Source organism: Pedobacter gandavensis (assembly GCF_014172405.1).
GTDB lineage: Bacteria > Bacteroidota > Bacteroidia > Sphingobacteriales > Sphingobacteriaceae > Pedobacter > Pedobacter gandavensis.
In genome coordinates, this window is sequence record NZ_WNXC01000001.1 from 1256657 (window position 1) to 1275291 (window position 18635).

The 18635-nt window shown below is 40.7% G+C and carries 7 protein-coding genes; all 7 read right to left on the reverse strand.

Features of this window, described 5'->3' with window-relative positions; translation table 11 throughout:
• Nucleotides 1-50 precede the first annotated feature (50 nt).
• Nucleotides 51-9077 carry a hypothetical protein gene (locus GM920_RS05050; RefSeq protein WP_182954033.1) on the reverse strand — a complete coding sequence of 3009 codons (9027 nt, stop codon included), beginning with the start codon at nucleotides 9075-9077 and terminating at the stop codon, nucleotides 51-53.
• A 312-nt stretch (nucleotides 9078-9389) separates the two neighbouring features.
• On the reverse strand, nucleotides 9390-12035 hold the full coding sequence (locus GM920_RS05055; RefSeq protein ID WP_182954036.1) for a tetratricopeptide repeat protein: 2646 nt from the start codon (nucleotides 12033-12035) through the stop codon (nucleotides 9390-9392).
• A gap of 37 nt (nucleotides 12036-12072) precedes the next feature.
• Nucleotides 12073-12576 (reverse strand): hypothetical protein, encoded by a 504-nt coding sequence (locus tag GM920_RS05060; protein WP_182954039.1) that lies wholly within the window; start codon nucleotides 12574-12576, stop codon nucleotides 12073-12075.
• 521 nt (nucleotides 12577-13097) lie between these two features.
• Nucleotides 13098-13649, reverse strand: coding sequence for a hypothetical protein (locus GM920_RS05065; protein WP_182954041.1), 552 nt, complete (start codon nucleotides 13647-13649; stop codon nucleotides 13098-13100).
• Nucleotides 13650-13885: 236 nt separating this feature from the next.
• A complete protein-coding gene (locus GM920_RS05070) occupies nucleotides 13886-16609 on the reverse strand; it encodes a carboxypeptidase-like regulatory domain-containing protein (protein ID WP_182954043.1) in 2724 nt (907 codons plus the stop codon).
• Between the two features lie 11 nt (nucleotides 16610-16620).
• On the reverse strand, nucleotides 16621-17541 hold the full coding sequence (locus GM920_RS05075; RefSeq protein ID WP_182954045.1) for a GLPGLI family protein: 921 nt from the start codon (nucleotides 17539-17541) through the stop codon (nucleotides 16621-16623).
• A 3-nt stretch (nucleotides 17542-17544) separates the two neighbouring features.
• The gene (locus tag GM920_RS05080) at nucleotides 17545-18567 is read right to left on the reverse strand and encodes a BF3164 family lipoprotein (RefSeq protein ID WP_182954048.1); all 1023 of its coding nucleotides are present in this window, start codon (nucleotides 18565-18567) and stop codon (nucleotides 17545-17547) included.
• Nucleotides 18568-18635 lie beyond the last annotated feature (68 nt).

Sequence of the window (18635 nt, forward strand, 5' to 3'; positions counted from 1 at the left end):
ATCTAAATTCGCAATAAAAGAAGGTAAACATTTCAATCTTCACTCCCTACCTAATCTCTCAAACAACGCACAGACCAGGCGTACCCTTTTTCAAGGCCTGTTACACCGGTAATCGAGCTAAAACACAACACCGATCCGAGTGCATTACTTTCTTGCGTATTCGACCAGAGGTAACCATAAGTTCCACGGAATTGGAAATCACTGGTATAACTAATATAGCCCGCAGTATGTATTTTTAGCACGGAATTAAATCCATCATTAATACTAGTCCAGCTTTGCGGAGCCCCCACTACCTTTTTCAATTCTGTAGCGGTAGGCATTCTCCATCCCCCTCCAAGCAACTGAATACAAGGATCATTGGCCGCAGTCCAGTCGCTATTTTCAGAAATGGTTCTATTCCATGCCGTAGCAGGTGTACGCGTAGTTCCTTCCATTTTATAACCTTGTAGCCTGTTGAACTGCCAGTACCATCCTGCGGAAGCTTCGCTCGCATCATTGGCGGATAAAGCTTGCCTATCTGCGCCAAGATTCTGCGTTATCCAGCATTTTGCTGCTCCGGAAAGCATCGTGGTCACCGTATTATAGGTTACTGTTTTAGTAACTGCGGCACCATTAACACCTGCAATATGTGACACCGTAAATGTTGCCGGACAAGCTTTAGTACTAAAGCTTGTCGTTTTAGTGCTATAACCAGTGCCTTCACCATTGGTCGCAAATGCCCTTACATAATAAATCAGCTCCTCATTTAAGCCGGTTATAGTCCCGGTAATCGCCCCTGTACCAGATCCGGAAGAAACGACCTGATCAGCCAATGTTGGATTGCCAGTAGTATTCCATACCAATCCTTTAGCAGTAATCGTAGAACCACCATCCGCTATAATGGTAGATTGAACTTCGGCACGATCGGCTTTTATAGTCGCCGCAGGAACAATCGCATCCGTTACTGCAGGTGGAGATCTGAATACCTGATCACTGATACAACGTACAGACCAGGCGTAGGATTTCTCCAGCGAAATTACTGCAGTAGTTGCGTTTGTGAAATACATCACTGAGCCCATCGTATTACTTGTTTGTGTACCGGACCAGTAATAACCTTGTGTTCCTCGATAATAAAAATTACCATCATAACTAAATAGCCCTGCATTATGCAATTTCAATGGTGATTTATAGGCATCCTGATCAATTTTCCAGTTCTGCGGACTTGTCCTCACATTTGTCAATTCGGTAGCCGTTGGCACTCTCCAACCCGCACCAAGCATCTGAAGGCAAGGATCATTAGCAGCAACCCAGTCGCTATTTTCAGAAATGCTCCAACCCCATGGCGTTGCTGGGATACGTGTACTCTCCATTTTATAACCTTGCAATTGATTGAACCTCCAATACCAACCTGCCGAAGCTTCGGTTGCATCATTAAAGGAAACAGCCTCATGATCGGCGCCAAGATTCTGAGTAATCCAACATTTTAACGCTCCGGAAACTGCAGTCTTCACCGTATTGTAAGTCACTTTTTTAGTAACTGGCGCACCATTAATACCTTCACGATGGGATACAATAAATGTTGGCGGACAAATTTTAGTCGTAAAAACAGTTTCTTCCACACTGTAGCTACTGCCCTCAATATTAGTCGCAAAGGCCTTTACGTAATAAGTCAGCGATTCATCAAGCCCTGTTAAAGTAGCCGAGATTGCACCCGTACCGGATCCTGCGGAAACTACATGATCTTTCAAAGTTGGATTGCCGGTGTTATTCCATACAAATCCTTTCGCAGTAACCGTAGCTGCACCATCCTGTAAAACAATGGCCTGGGCATCAACACGATCGCTTTTCATAGTGGCAGAAAGAATAGTCACCTCAGTAACTACAGGGGGCATTTGAATGGCCTGATCACTAATACAACGAACAGACCAGGCATAAGCTTTTTCTAATGGAACGACATCATATGCTGTACTCGTGTAATACATCACTCCAGCCTTACCTGGACTGACTGCCTGCCCTGACCAGATATAACCTTGTAATCCTCGGTAATAAAAATTACTATCGTAACTAATCAATCCTGCATTATGTAATTTCAATGGGGATTTATAAACATCCTGATCATTTACCCAGGTCTTCGTACCAGTCTTAATATTTGTCAGCTCTACCTGGGTTGGCAATCTCCATCCTCCACCCAATAACTGAAGACAAGGGTCATTGGCAGGCGCCCAGTCTCCATTTTCAGTAATCGAATAGGTCCATGCCGTTGCTGGTGTACGTACCCCATCCATTTTATAACCTTGCAATCTGTTAAACTGCCAATACCATCCTGCAGAAGCTTCAGTTGCATCATTATAGGAGGCCGCCTCATGATCTGCACCCAGGTTTTGCGTAATCCAACATCTTGGTGATCCGGAGATCATCGTCTTCACCGTATTATAGGTAACTGTTTTAGTAGCAGCAGCACCGTTGACACCTGCAACATGGGATATCACAAATGTTGGCGGACAGATTCTAGTGGTAAAAATAGTGTGATTCGCGCTGTAACTGGTGCCTTCGCTATTGGTCGCAAATGCCCTTATATAATAGGTAGATTGGTCATTTAATCCGGCTACAGTTTCCGAAATTGCACCGATGCCAAGTCCGGCGGAAACTACATGATCATCCAGTGTTGGGTTGCCGGTAGTGTTCCATACCAATCCTTTTGCGGTCAGCGCGGCACCACCATCGGCACTTACCACCGCAACACCTTTCACAGAAACCAGTGTAATATCACTTACCGTAACTCCAGAAACTACAGGGAGCTCCTTCAGCGTGCTGAAAATCTCTTCCTGCCCATAACTGGTTCCTTTACTATTAACCGCATACGCACGAAGGTAATAGGTGGTACCGGGAAGTAACCCGCTGATGTTAGCGCCGAAACTTCCTGAACCAGTGGCCGGGTCAATAATTTTGGTCGGTAAAGCCGAAGTTGGCTGTGGACTGGTGTTCCAGCAAATACCTCGACTGATCACCGGCATACCTCCATCATAAGTAATGTTTCCCCCACTTGTTGCAGACCTGCTGCTGATTAACGTTGTACTATTGGTCACAATCGTTGGAAGTGCTACTTCTTCTGTACTAAACAATACCTGACTACCATAAGTAGTACCCACTGCATTGGTTGCATAAGAACGTACGTAGTAAATTGTGTTTTGGGTTAAGCCCGTTAGCTGCGCAATAAAACTGCCGGTTCCGGTACTGCTATTGTCTACCGTTTTAGAAGCTAGTGCAATGGTTGGATTGCCTGTCGTATTCCAGGTTATTCCCCTGGCCAGGATTGGCGTTCTACCATCATTTGTAATCTCTCCACCGCTGGTTGCGATCGTTGCACGGATATTGGTTACCGGGCTGGTAACCGTAAGCGTAGGAAGCGCATTCGTTAGAAAACTAAGCTCAATCCCATAAGCCACCCCAATTTTATTAAGGGCATAAGCACGCACATAATACAAGGTATTTGGCAATAAATTGCTCATCGTGCCTGTATAAGCATCCATTCCAGAACCATTTAGCGTCCTGTAATCATTTATAGTAGGGTTGGTTTTTGTGCTCCAACACAATCCTTTTCCGGTAATATCTGCCCCGCCATCACTCGTAAATTCACCGCCAGCATTGGCACTATAGCCCCCAAGCCCGGTAATTTCCGTAGTTTTTAGAATTGGTGCTGTAGGAAACAAAGTAATGCTCACCTGATTTCCATAAGCAATACCTATGCTGTTTTTCGCATACGCTCGAACATAGTAAGCGGTGCTCAAAGCCAGATTGGTAATTTCCGAGGTAAATGTCCCAGATCCGATTCCGTTCTCTGTTTTATTTACCATGACCGTATCCGGATTAAAATTACGGTCCTTGCTCCAGATCACTCCACGTGCAGTGATGGCTGCCCCACCATCTTTAGTAATCTCGCCACCTGAAGTCGCGCTTGATTTAGAACTGGCCGTCAGGTAAGCCGTTGTAATTGTGGGCAACACCGCTGGTGTGGTAAAAGTGACCTCATTACCATAAGCTGTTCCCTGGCTGTTTACCGCATAGGCTCTTACGTAGTATAAAGTAACCGGTTCCAGCCCTTTAAGTATACTTCTAAAGGTATTCCCACTGCGCGGATCATGATCGGTTTTCATGGGTGACAGCAGCGTCGGGTTTGCTGTTTTACTCCATACCAGCCCTTGATTACTCAACACAGCACCTCCATCATTAAGAATCGTCCCTCCTCCGGTAGCTGTACTGCCTGTTGAAGAAACCGCGATTTCAGTTGTGGTTAATGTAGGACTGTTAAGGGTCATAAAGCTCAACTCATTACCATAGGCAAGCCCTACACTATTGCTGGCATAAGCCCTGAAATAATAGGTTTTACCCGGCAATAAACCGGCGATCATACTGTCGAAGTTACCAGTTCCCGCCTGTGTGGTTTTATTATGCTGAACCGTATCAGGCCTGAATCCGGAGGAGATACTCCATACCAATCCCTGGCTGGTTACTGCTGCACCGCCATCATCCATCAGGATACCTCCTGAAGTGGCAGTAGATCCGCTGATATTTACAGGCGCTTTTGTGGTTAAAGTTGCCAGAACGGGTGGGTTAGTCAGGAAACTTAATAAATTCCCATAATTGGTTCCTGCCACATTTGTCGCATAAGCCCTGACGTAGTAGTTGGTAGCGGGTTTCAAATTAGTAAGCGTTGCAGTAAACACCCCTGTACCAGCACCATTACTGGTCCTGTTCAGCGTTTGTGCATCTGGATTAAAATCAGCCTCCGTTCCCCATACAACACCCCTTTTAGCTACTGCGGCACCGCCATCGTCTGTAATCTCTCCTCCGCTCATGGCCGATGTACTTGCAATACTACTGGCATTTAAAGTACTCAATGCTGGTAACTGAGGACTGATAAAACTAACCAGATTTCCATAAGCAATACCTACAATATTTTTCGCGTAAGCACGGACATAATAAACCGTATGAATTTTCAATCCGCTCATTTGGGCGGCAAAGCTACCGTTGGTAAATGTGCCGTTTTCTGTTGTTTTATTTACTAAGACTGTATCCGGATTGAAATTAGGTTGTGTGCTCCAAGAGATCCCTCTGGTAGTCACCATTGCACCGCCATTGTCTTCGATCGCACCACCACTGCTGGCCGTTGTTCCGGAAGTAGCTGTTGCCTCCATGGTCGTTAGGGTAGCAAGCGTTGGAGGAAGCGTAGTAAAAGTTTGTACTGCACCGTAACTTGTCCCTACACTATTCGTCGCATAAGCACGGACATAATAAGTAGTATTGGCCAGTAATCCCTTGATTTCATGACTAAAAGCACCTGTACCTATCGTGATTGTGGTATGGTTGTCATCTAAATCCGGGTTACTGCTGGTACTCCAGCATACGCCACTGGCAGCAACAGGAGTTCCGCCATTGTAAGTGATATTTCCGCCAGCTGTTGCAGTGGAGTTTGTGATGTTTTCAATTAAATTGGTGGTAATCACTGGTTGGCTAAAGGTAGTCAGGCGTTCTTCGTTGGCCGCATAAGCTACGCCCAGACTATTGACCGCAAAAGCCCTGATGTAATAGGTTGTGCCTGGTTTTAAACCACTCATCAGGAGGTTAAAGTTTTCTGCTGAACCCTGCGTACTGAGGCGATTTGTGCTGGAAACTGTATCCGGATTAAAGCCCGCACTGCTACCCCAAACTAAACCTGTTTCGTTAATCACCGCGCCGCCATTGTTAGACAGGATACCACCGCTGGAAGCTGTAATACCTTGCGCCCCACTGCTAGCTGGCTTGGTGATTAAAGTCGCTAAAACTGCCGGAGCAGTCTTGAATTCTTCTACCTGACCATAGGCAGTACCGATTTCATTTGTGGCATAAGCCCTGATGTAATAGCTGGTATTTCCATTTAATCCGGTCAATGTCTGAACAAAATTCCCGGTTCCAGCGCCTGCATTTTTAAACTGGTCTGCTTGAGTTGGCAATTCTGAAGTACTCCAGCAAATTCCTCTTTCACTAACCGCTGATCCGCCGTCGCTGGTAATTTCCCCACCGCTATTTGCAGAAATGGCAGTAATTCCACTTGCCGTTAAGGTTTTCAATGTAGGGATAGTTGGAGTAGCTTTTGTGCTAAAAACCAGTTCATCGCCATAGGAAATGCCTACCCCATTTATCGCATAGGCGCGAACGTAATATTTGGTTTCCGCTGATAAACCGTTCAGGATAATGAGGAAGTCGCCCAGGTCATCACCATCCGCGGTGTATTGATCCGCAGTCGTTGGATCACCTGTGGTATTCCAGCATATTCCCCTACTCGTTAACAAGCTTCCTCCGTTATCCAGTACATTCCCTTTAACTGTTGCTTTGCTGCTCTGCAAGTTCAGGACTTCTAATGTGGTCACTGAGGCCAGTCCAGCGGTCGCCGTCACAAAACTTTGTTCGTTACCATACACCAGGGTAGAATTATTGCCCGCGTAGGCCCTCACATAGTATTTGGTACCGCCCATGAGTCCGCCAATTTTGCTGACAAAGCTTTCTGAAACAGGGCCGCTGATGTAATCATCTGCTACAGTTGGATTCGGCGAACTACTCCAGCAAGTTCCGGTGAAGGTTATACCTGAAATTCCCGAGCTCAGGATATGTCCTCCGCTCTCCGCAGAATTGTTAGTGATCTTCGTTACCACATTAGTGGTTAAGTTCAGTTGTAGAGGCGTGGTAAAACGCGTTTCTGTGGTATAAACCGTACCAGCACTATTGGTTGCAAACCCTTTCGCATAATAGGTAGTCCCTGGTAATAAGTTTTTAAGGTTGCTCATAAAAATACCTAAATCCGTTGGATTCTGGCTCAGAGATTCCTGTGTCAGATAGTTAATTCCGTCCGTACTATACATGATTCCTCTCGAAACTACTGCTGCTCCCCCATTATTGAGGATATATATGCTGCCTGAAGCTTCCGTATAAGTAACATTTGTCAAATTCAAGGTTGCAGAAGCAAGTACAGGTACCTGAGCTGCTAAAGTCTTAAATTCTAAAAGCTCACCGTAAGCCGTTCCGAATCTGTTTGTAGCGTAAGCGCGCAGGTAATAGCTGGTATTCCCCATTAATGGGCTCAATACGCTTTCGTAGCTACCAGTACCGGTGCCGTTACTGGTTACCAATGCTGTGGCATCGTCAAGCGGATCACCTAGGCTACTCCATCGTATTCCTCTTGCAGTAATATCTGCAGTGCCATTACTGGATACATTCCCCCTGGCAGTTGCCGAGATATTGGTAATGGCAATAGGCGCAAGTGTAGTGACCTCCGGAATTTCCGGAATCATGATAAAAGTTTTATCGGCTCCGTAAACAGTACCTACAATATTAGTGGCATAAGCCCTCATGTGGTAGGTAACATGAGGTAACAGCTGGGATAATTTACCACTAAAAATACCGATTCCTCCACCAGAAGAGACATAAGCACCCTGCATGTCAGGATTTTCTGTTGTTCCCCAGCAAATACCTCGGGCAATGACCGCAGCACCACCATCGGCAAGCACTTGTCCGGCAGCCATGGCTGTATTATTGAAGAAAGACCCTGCTGATAAAGTGGCAACGGTAGCATAATTTGGTGTGCTGAATGTTTCCTGTTTACCGTAGGTTAGTCCGGCATCATTTACCGCATATGCACGTACATAATATTTAACTGCCGGACTTAGTCCGGAAAGCATGCTGCTAAAGCTTCCTACCCCATCGCCGTAGACCGGCTCTTCTGTTTTAGTGCTCAATGAGATGGTTGGCAGCGCTTCCGTGCTCCAGCAAATGCCACGCAGGGTAATGGCAGAGCCTCCATTGTTGTTAATGTGCCCGCCACTATAAGCCTGACTTCCGGTAATATTTACAGGTTTAATCGTGACAATAAATGGTGCAGAATTGGTAACAAAACTCGTTTCACTGGTGAAAATCGTCCCCACACTATTTGTGGCATATCCCTTCGCATAGTAAGTTGTACCCGGTAACAAGTCTACCAGGTTACTACCGAATATCCCGATATCAGTTTTATTTACATCAGTTGATTTACCGACAATCCAGTTTATCCTGTCGGTACTCCAGGTGAATCCGCGATCAGTTACCAGGGCACCACCGTTACTCAGAATATTAACAGATCCTTGGGCAGATTTCTCTGTAATATCGGTGATGTTTAGGGTCGCAAAGCTGAGTACCGGTAGTCCTGGAGGAGCAGTCGTAAACTGCAACAGGTTACCGTAGGCGATCCCCTGACTATTAACCGCATAGGCGCGGACATAATAACTGGTATTCCCCAATAGTCCCGCCAGCGAACTCGGAAATATACCTACCCCGGAACCGTCATTCGTCAAAATTGCGTCTTTGTCATCAATAGGATCTCCTTTAACACTCCATCTTATCCCACGGGCGGTAATCGGACTCCCTCCATCGGCGGTAATATCTCCACCACTTACCGCGGTCATACTGGTGATATCAGTCACAGAAAGGGTAATTATGGTAGGAAGATCTGTGCAGTTTAAATCCTTCCAGGCTACTCCGTTGAAATAACGGATGCTTCGGGACAATGAATTGATATAAAATGCGCCTTTTGCCAAACCAGCTGTTGGCGGATTGTTTTGTAAGACCGGAAGCTTAAATGTTTTCACATCAATACCGGCAGAAAAGCCTTTACTTTCGGTAAAAGTGCTGTTGCCAATGTCGCGGATTTTAATCCAACCCCCTCCATTATTAATCATGGCGGACTGTTTAACTGAGGAATAATAAATGGTTCCCGCTTTGTCGGAATTGGCTGGATTATCGCTTAATACTGCTAAATAGGAAATCCCATTTTTAACCGTAAAATAATCATTTGTGCTTAGGGCACCCATCCTGCTGGTACATAAGTCTTCCCAAACTGCACCAGTATATATCAATGGTTTATCATCTACAGTACTGTAAATCAACATACCAACTTCTGGATTAACAACCGCATCAGGCGCTCTTAAGGCAAGATGAGGGATATCATTGATCACACTAAATGGTTGTTGGGCGCTGATTAGATTACTTAACAGGAGTAAAAATATAAATAGGAGACGAGTCGTTTTTTTCAAGATTCCGGAGACGTTTGATGAAGTGTTTTTAGGTTCTGCTTCATGAAATGTCGAATCTTTAAAAAAGGTCTTTTCATTTCTTTACCAGAACATCAAGAATAGTAAAATTTTGATTTATTAATTCTTGCTTTATTTCATCAAAATTAACTATTTATTTGACATAAAGGCATCACAATCTATTTGGAAGTTTTACAAAAGGATAATCCATAACGACAAAATAATCAGAATGCGGATGAAGGAAATTGCAATGAAAGAATTTTTACATTACTTCGTAGAGAGGGTTTAACATTGCTTGAAAGATTGAAGGAGAATTTAATTACAATCTGTACTCATTGCAATAACCTTTTGTCTGATGCTCTCGATATAAGGGTTAACTGGCAGCTTTGAAAGTACCAATTTTGCCCTATTTGCGATTTCACACTTCTTTTTCACATAAGCAGCCCTATCCTGCATATTGCTTGTCCGGGGTATCAAAAAATTCTGAAGATACATTGCAGAGGAAAGGGACAATGCATGTTTAATTCCGTCTAAAGGATTGTTCCTGACTGCAACTACAAAATATTCATCCGCCAATTCAAAGTATTTTGCATCCATTCCAAATAGCAATTCCAAATCCAACGCACTAAGAATTCCGGTTTCAGGCGCCTGAGTAAAGCCAAAAAGATTAACAGCAAAGCTTGTCAGCCTTTCGCCAATACTTGCCTGCATATTTGATTTTACAAAAGGGTCGACCTCCATTATTACCTTACAATCTGAATTAAATTTGGAGACTACCGAATCAGCACCACTAAAGTCCCGGAAATGCAAATTCATTAAAAAAGACTGCAACATGCAATCACCATATGACATCAGATAAAGTGTACCATATTGCTTAACCTTCGGCTCAAGCAGGTCCAGCGCGAGTTTGATATGATAAAACGCACTGTCTCTAATACCGATAAATGTATAAACCCTTGCCAACTGCCTCTCCATCTGAGGAATAAGTTCATCATAAGCCATTCTATTGATATATGCTATTGCCTTGAACTTTCCCAATAGTTTCCTGTTTCCCTCAATGGCACTTTCTGCTTCACCTGACTGCAACATTAATTCATTCATTTGAATCAGACAGGTAGAAAATTTGGCTTTATCATACTGAACCATATTTACATTATTCAGATAGTAATCGTAGGCAGGCTTCAAGTATTTCCTCGCGGAATCAAGTTGTTTTTGAGCGACATAAATGCTGCCCAGATCAGTATCTGTCCAGGCTTGGTGAACTAAAAATATTTTAGGATCCGCAAGCACAAAAGGTTTAACTTTAGCTTTAAGTGCATAAAGTCCTGAAATAATATCAGGAACCATATTTAACGCCATATAGTTCTTAAACAGAGCTGTATAAACCTGTTCATATGCAATTATATAAACTCTACTGTTCAACGAAATTTTTGGTTCCAAAATTGCAAGCGATTTTTTCAAGATTTCTATTGCCTGAACTGCTCTTCCAGTATTGAAATATAATTCAGCGATATTGTAATAAACTGTAACCAGACCAATAGCATACATTTGCTGGTCATTCAAATAAGCCCCTTCCAAGATTGACAGTGCTTTTGAGTATGCAATAATAGAGTTGACCGAATCGGCAATCATTGCATATAACTGTCCGCTTTGATTATACATCATCGCTCTTTTGTATAGATCTTGTTTGGAAAAAACCTCCAGTTTTTCCATTTGCACAATAGCCTTTTTTGAATAAGAAATAGCAGTGTTTATAATCCCTACATCAAAAAAACGAGTTGAATAACCATAAGCAATATTAAAGAACAATTGGGCTTTCAGCACAATAAGAGTTGGACTCTTCAGAGGCTCTAGATTGTCCAACAGTGCAATCGCTTTTTCATGCGTTTCATTCGACTTAACCCTATCCGTTGAATAGTAGGCCATTCCTAGGTAATTGTAAATTTGTATCTTTTCTAACTTGTCCTCAGTTAACGATTCTGCTTTTTCAAGAAAAGAAATAGCTCCCATATAATTGCTCAAATAATCGATTAGAAATCTTGAGTATTCAAAGTAGTTATCTGCCGTAGGTGCAAGCGAAACTCCGATACTAAAGGATTTATCTATTTCCGTTAACGTTGCATCTAAAGCATTAGTGTTAAGCTGTAATAACAATATCCTGGCTTTTAGCATTCTAGACTCGCCATAAGATTTATCATTAGACGACCCAGAATCCAGAACCCGAAGAGCACCTTCCAGATCCCCCCTATTAAAAAAGGCATATGCCTTTTTGTATACCTCCAAAGGACTCTTTTTCAGTTGCTCCCTAATAAAATTATATCTTTTTATATAGTCCTTTATGATAGCATCTCTGCTTTCCAGATTATTCTTTAAATCCCCTAATTTAGCATTTTGAAAACCCAAAATCTTATCCTTGGATCGAAGTTCATTTAAAAGATTGATTGTTAAACCTTCCGGAAGTTGATAAGTAATAATCTCTTTAACCACATAAGAAACACTTCCGAAGTCACCGACAATTATTGGACTGGAATTACCATTAGTCTGATATGACTTAGGAAACATTTTGACCAAGGCATCATAATTGGTTTTCACCTTTATCAGTGACTCCACCCCAGTAAAATCACCTTCATTGAGTTTTTTTAGGGCCAGTTTTTTTACCTGAAGATCGGGATGTTTCTCCAAACTTGCTTTCAAAGAATTATATTTTTTGAACCAAACCATCAGAGCTTCGTTTATAGCTGATTTATGTGAACCTATCCGACTATTAGAAAATAAAAGACCAGCAAGGTAAGGGGTAAGTTCATCAGGAACCTTCTGGCTTAAAACCTGCTGTTTCACATAGTTTATTTTTGCATTCGTCCCAATGATAATCGGTGACTGATCCTTCGCCGTAGAAACGCCTTGTGAAAGTGCTTTTCCACAAAATAAAATGACACAAAAAAAAGTTGTTTGCAATTTCATATGAGCATTTTTTAGACAAACAGATCTATGCTAGGAACTATATTGAATCTGTTTTGGTTTTGACGCTGTCCGCGGATTTATTTAACTTCAAACTATCCTGAATTTCCTTATTGTTATAATTGATAATGACACTATCACCCTTGACAATAGGTGATTGATCACCTTCTGTTTTATAAAAATTAAGATAAGTGCTTATCGTAATGATCATCACAACTGAAGCGAATAAGATAATACCAATTTTCAGTAAATTCATCTTAGAAGCAAACTCTAACTTTTTCTGCTCCATTTGCATTTTGATGATCTTGAATCCCTGGTCTTGACTGAGATCCGGTATTTCATAGGAAGGCATAACTTCCATAAGGGCTGTTGCCAAATTTGCTTTACTTTTTGTATTTGCTAACGCAACAATCTCAGCGATCCTTTTCATCTTCACAGAGTTGTTGTAGGCAATAAACCCTAGTATAGCAGAAACAATAAAAGACAATAAGCCAATTACCGATTCAACTTTGTAGTTGGTAGCAAGAAAATCATAAAAACTCATATCATTTATAAAAAAATTATAAGTAAAAAAGCACAGTATGCGACGAAACTCTCCAACAAGCAAGAAAAAACAGATAATTACTAGATTTTTTCATCTCATCAAGTAAATAGTGGGGTCAATTTTACAGAGGCTTAATTATTCTGGACTGCTTTTTTAAGGCCAACCTTAGATTCTGGTGATTGTTAAGGCTATCTACCTTAGAAAAATCAAAAGCTCTGATGATGCCATTGCCAAAATACAAATTGCACTCAGGAAAACGCTCATTTGCAGTCTGATACAATGCTAACCTGACTGCTTCCACCTTTATCCAGGACTTTACCTAGGGATGAAATCTAGTACAAGATCAAAATTAAATTCTACTTACACAATCACCCAAAAGAGTGAATATCACCCTGAGAACCCGGAAGTCCAGATTCCATCAATAGGATTAACTATATCATCATTATCACTACCTATACACTGAATATCCCAGGCTGGCAACCGGATAATAACCAATATCTGCCTATTTGATCATTTAATATTTAAAAACGCAAACTAGCACCAATGGACAGAGAACTTATATTATCCTTGGCATATCCTGAACTACCTATAAACTTGTATTTTACCCGCTGATACCTATAACCAAGTTCAGGGCTGATTGAGGTTCTGTTTGACGCCGGGATTCTCCAACCAAGGCCACTCTCAGCCATAAGTCCACCGGTTGTAAGATTAGCAGTACTAAATGAATAACCAGTCCCCCCAAACAAGTAAGGAACAGATTTACCATTTTTTAAATCGTATTCAGCATGTATAAATATTGGTATCGTTGTAATTGTCGGATTCACATAAGCGACAATCCCAAGCCCAATTCCTACAGTAAATTGTGGGCTAACAAAATACCCATTGACATTAGTTATTTCAGTACCTCTCTGTTTAAACCCCCTTTGGTCCTGATCATTCAAGCCTGGAAGAAAGCCGACCTTGGTTTTGTTGAAATAACCTCTTTTTATCGAACTCTGTGCGCTAACACTACTCTTATAACAGGTTATTGATAAACTGAGCAACATTGCAAGCATCCAATTTTTACGGTTCATATTTTTTATACTTTAATTCAATTAATTTTGAGAAAAACAAGTTAGGAATTTTACATTTATCAATAGAATTTATTTCACTAAGAAGAAAGATTAGTCCGGGAAAATCTAAAAAGAAATACACTTAATCTGAAAAACCACTTAGCTATAACTATGCGGTTTAACAAAAACGTAAACAGACAAGATATTGCAACTTGGATTTAAAGTTAATGGTAGCAATGCCATACGTTGCTCAATTGTTATAAATTAAACGTAGCCCTGATCATTCCCATTCTCCCCCTAATTTCATAACGACTAAGAAAAAACTGGTTTGAAGACAAGCTAAAGACTTCATAAGTCTTTAAATTACCCAGGTTACTGATATTTAGCTCGAGATCTGTACGCCATTTGACCAATTTATATCGAGCCTGTATATCCGTAAACAGATAGTTCACACTGGATTGGCTGCCATAAATATGCCTCCCCAATAGATTAACAAAGAGACGATTAACCGGAGCAAATCCGATGTTTAGATTTTGGTCAAAGCGCTTCGTTTTACTGTTTATATTAAAAATCACACCTTCTGTAGGTTTTTGCTTACTCTCATTCCATAATCCCAGGCCATTATAGCTTAAGGTTACCGCGCCAAAAAACTTACTTTCTATTTTTGCCTGGAGGGTCAAAGCTTTGTTTTTAAAAGGATACAATTGATCGTTTATTAGCTGATTGTAATCACTACTCCCTAAAACGGCACGCGCAGAAATTGTCGTATTTAAAGCAAAAATAAACTTACTCATATCCAGGGTACAATTGATCGTGTTTTGATCATTCTGATAAGGCAACAATATGGTACGCTGAACATCTTCCAGAAGTTCAGTGGAGGCAATCGTATTTGCCTTCGCTTTTTTATAATCAACTCGCGCAGTGGCAAAAAACATAATAATTGACCTTTTAAAATTATAGGCTAATGCTAAATTGGAAGCTTTCTGCTCTTGTAAATCTGCATGATTTGCAGAGATTGTGCGGTAGTTAGCCAGCACAACACCGCTATAAACATTGGATATCTTACCGAAATTATTGTTAAAGTTATAGTTAACTGTAAATTGATCTTCTGCATTCAGATATACCGTCAGATTTGCATTTGGATTAAGAAAAACCTGATTTTTCCTGGTGTTTAATCCATAATCGTATTGTTTGTAATGAATAAACTGACCGATTAAAGGTAGAGATAAATCTGCCCTCCACTTGTTCTTTTTCACAGTGTATTCTGCATTTCCAAACACCTTGTCATTTTGCCAACTCAGGTCATTACCAACATCACCTTTATAATCGGCTATACTGTTGTTGTTTTGAATTAAATTAAGCTTGGAATTAAACTGCTGTCTTTCGTTAATTAGGCCTAACTCATAACTTTGTTGAATAAGATGGTCATTGAAAATACGATAAGCTACTTTAGCATTACTAAAAAAAGTTGGCGTACTTAAAGATTGAAGAATGCCAGTATAGGGTATCCCACCGTTTAATAATTCTGGATTAAGTCCTGCGTCAATATTTAACTGCTGAGGATTATTAAAATAGCCAACATACCACCTCATATCCACCACATTTTTATTCTTTAGTGCTGGTGTGTAACTAAAATCGTTAAAGAAATTTAGCGCTTTCTCCTTCATGTGCTGATTGAAATTTTCATTATTAAAACTCATATCACCACTGGCATGATTGCCATCAAGATTGAAACTGAACTTATTATTAAGAAAGTAAGTGTTTTTGTTTAAAGTAGCAGTTAACGAAGTATTCAGCGAATAGGGTTTATTGGCTATCCCCTGCCTCTCCCTATACCTTAAGGTATCACCATTCAAATAATTATCTAAGCTATTGGTATAATTCAGTTTGTTTTGATCCAGAAATAATTGAACGTTCGCTTTAATCTGTAACCCATTGTCAAAATTATACAGGTTGTTCGTATTTAATAATTTTGACTGATTCAAATAGTAGTTAACCTTTGGTAAATCTGGATTTCCTACTGTACCTAAGGAAAGGATGCCATTAGGTTTCCAACTCCCCACATCCTTCACAAAGCCTGAGCTACCAAGTTGAGAAAAATCATTCCGCATATCGATGCCACTATTGTTCGCTTTTAATGAATTTAACACCTTGACTTTCTTATTAAACATCATGGTATTTACAGCTGCATCATATTGATGCGGTAAGCCCGCACCGAGCATCACTTGTCCTGCAAGCTTTAAACTATGCTCATCCTTTAAAACAAGATTAATGGCTACATCATCTGTAAAAACCTTATTTTTCAGCACATTAATGGGCTGAAAACGCTGCATCACGTCAATGCTCTTGATCATATCTTTAGCAATCGCTTTGGTGGCCAAACCATAACGACCGTCCATGAGGTCATCACCATGTATATAGAGATTGCTGATGACTTTACCATTAAATGATATCTGACCGCTTTCTGCTACGCTTACTCCTGGTAAACGCTTCATCACATCACCGATACTGCGATCTTCAGGCCTGGAAAAACTGCCAACATGGTAACTCAAGGTATCACCCTTGGATATAATGATTGGCCTGCTTCTTATTTTGACTTCTTTTAAATCGATGGATTGCGCTTTCAGCGAAAAATCATAAGTATACTTATGCACAGACAATCGTTGTTGCATGGTTTCATAGCCTATGCAGCTTAGCTCAATAACCAAGGCAGCCATACTACTGGTATCCGACAATCCAATTGCATACTCCCCCTTTGCATTGCTATGCGTAAAGCTCATGACATAATCTTTAGCGTTTTTTAGCACAATATTGGCATTGGCGACACCGCTACCATTGCCATTTCTCAAAACTCCATTAATTTGCTTTTTCTGAGCACAGACCACAGCGGAACTCAAGCACAGGATCAGGATTATATTTAGCTTGTATTTACAAATGTTTTGTAACCGTCGACCTAATTTTGTGGCTATTGCTTCTTCCAATTTATGGGTATTTATTTAATTACCTGTCCTGTTCCTTTGGCATCGATTTTCAGCTCCAAAGGATTACTCTTCCTTTTCTTTAAGTCTGTTTTTAGAGATTCATACATTTTTTTTCCCTCTTCAGCATAAAAAGGAACCCCTTTATCATCCACATAGGCTAATTGTGCCTTATCTGCACCTATAGGCAACTGACTTTGGTATACAGAAACAGGGTCTTTTTCAAAAGCTGTATATGCCCGATCGAATGCTTTTTCGCTAACTTTGATGACCCTGCTTTTTCTGGGAGCCGTACTTTCAATACCTTCAGGCCGACTCAGCTCTTTGAACGTGAAAGATACCTCATTCGTTAAATCTTTTGCCTCCAAAATCAGTCCAGGCAACCCCGAAAGCTTCCAGGGGCCACAACGGAAAGGCAATTTTGGAGCAAACCAGGCAATATAAGTTCGCCCAGCATAAGTGCCAGTAGCTTTTTGACAAGTATAACCCCCTATTTCTTTTTTCTCTTCTGATACTTTCCAATCGATTACAGGTAAGCTGGTTTCTATCAAATAATTTGAGTCACCCATCACCACAACCCTAACTAATCTATCTAGACCCGGATACTGTAAAAGATCAAAATCTTGTACACCCTTACTTTTTACAAACACCGTTGGCACAAAGCCAAAGACTCCGCCGCTTGAAGAGCTGCTTTTCCCCGAATTATTTGCATTTTTAACAGCAGTTTTCATATTAACTTCATCCGTCCAGCTATTATATCTGCTTTCGGTTTTACCCAATCGCAATATCATTTCTTGTTCAAACGGCTTGTTCGGTTTATTTAAATCATTGATATGTTTAAACTTATAGATCACATTCAATATGACCGGCTCCCCTTTTTGAGCAAATCCTTGAAATGTAGATAGGGATAGGAATAAAGCAAATACAATTTTCATATTCTAGATTTTAGTGTGCACAATAAATTTTGACATCATATCAAAAGCGTATAAAGTTTGATCATCATTGCCTACAGTTATGCTACTCACATCACGATCTAAATTGATCTTTTTTACCGGCTTTCCATCCCAATCATACACATATATAGTTTTAGCACAATTAACAAATTGGCTAGACATGTTGTAACCCGAATACAAAACATAGATAAATTTATTTGTTGCCGCTGCTTGAATAAAGGCATACCTGCTTCCTTCATCCCGACCAATTACATCTTCTTGATCCACTGATTTAAAAAATTTAAACTCGACTTTAAAATTTTCGGGTCCTTTAACTGTGATGCTTTTATGGCTTTTCAAATCAAAAATCTCGATCTGATCACTCAAGCGATGCGCTAAAACCACCTTATCCTTTGTGGGCTTTAGCACCAAAAAAGCTTCCTTAACCCGCTTATATGCGTAAAAGGGAATGTCTTTCGGCACACTATCTAACACCCCATAGTCAGCTAAAATTTTGCCGGAATGCAAATCAATTTCCTGGATCTTGTTTGGCGTTTTATAATTTCCATTAGCGATCACTCTTGAGCTATCTAAAAATTGAATGTTATAATAATCTGGTGAAAATGGATATTCCCTATAGCTAGCAGTAGCTGCAGGCAGTGATGGATTAGTCAGTGCGGAAAAAATGATCTTATTTAAACTGATGTCATACATCCATACCTCATTGTTATCAACTCCCGCCGATAGCGATCCTAAGGCTTTTCCTTTGCCGCTGCCAGCCGGTATAGCTTTCCCGACATTTCGTTTTGAATTTAAACCATACTCATAAAAAAAACAGCCTCCCTTAGCCCTCCAATTGTAAACAATTAGGGAGGTATCCCTTAAAAACATTCTACTTATATCCCCATATTCAAATTTTATCACCTCATTAAAAGTGACATTTTCGCTTTTAGGAAATTCAGAAAATACAACTGTACCATTTGAGAACTCATTTTTTGCGTGACAACTACTAAATAAAACAACGATCAATAAGATGTATTTGAACATGATTTAATGGTAAGCGTTAATGATTGAATCGAGTTAACATAAATTCACAG

Excerpts from the sequence above, each read along its gene's own strand:
- GM920_RS05055 (WP_182954036.1), bottom strand. The coding sequence starts at position 12,035 with ATGAAATTGCAAACAACTTTTTTTTGTGTCATTTTATTTTGTGGAAAA.
- GM920_RS05060 (WP_182954039.1), bottom strand. The coding sequence starts at position 12,576 with ATGAGTTTTTATGATTTTCTTGCTACCAACTACAAAGTTGAATCGGTA.
- GM920_RS05065 (WP_182954041.1), bottom strand. The coding sequence starts at position 13,649 with ATGAACCGTAAAAATTGGATGCTTGCAATGTTGCTCAGTTTATCAATA.
- GM920_RS05075 (WP_182954045.1), bottom strand. The coding sequence starts at position 17,541 with ATGAAAATTGTATTTGCTTTATTCCTATCCCTATCTACATTTCAAGGA.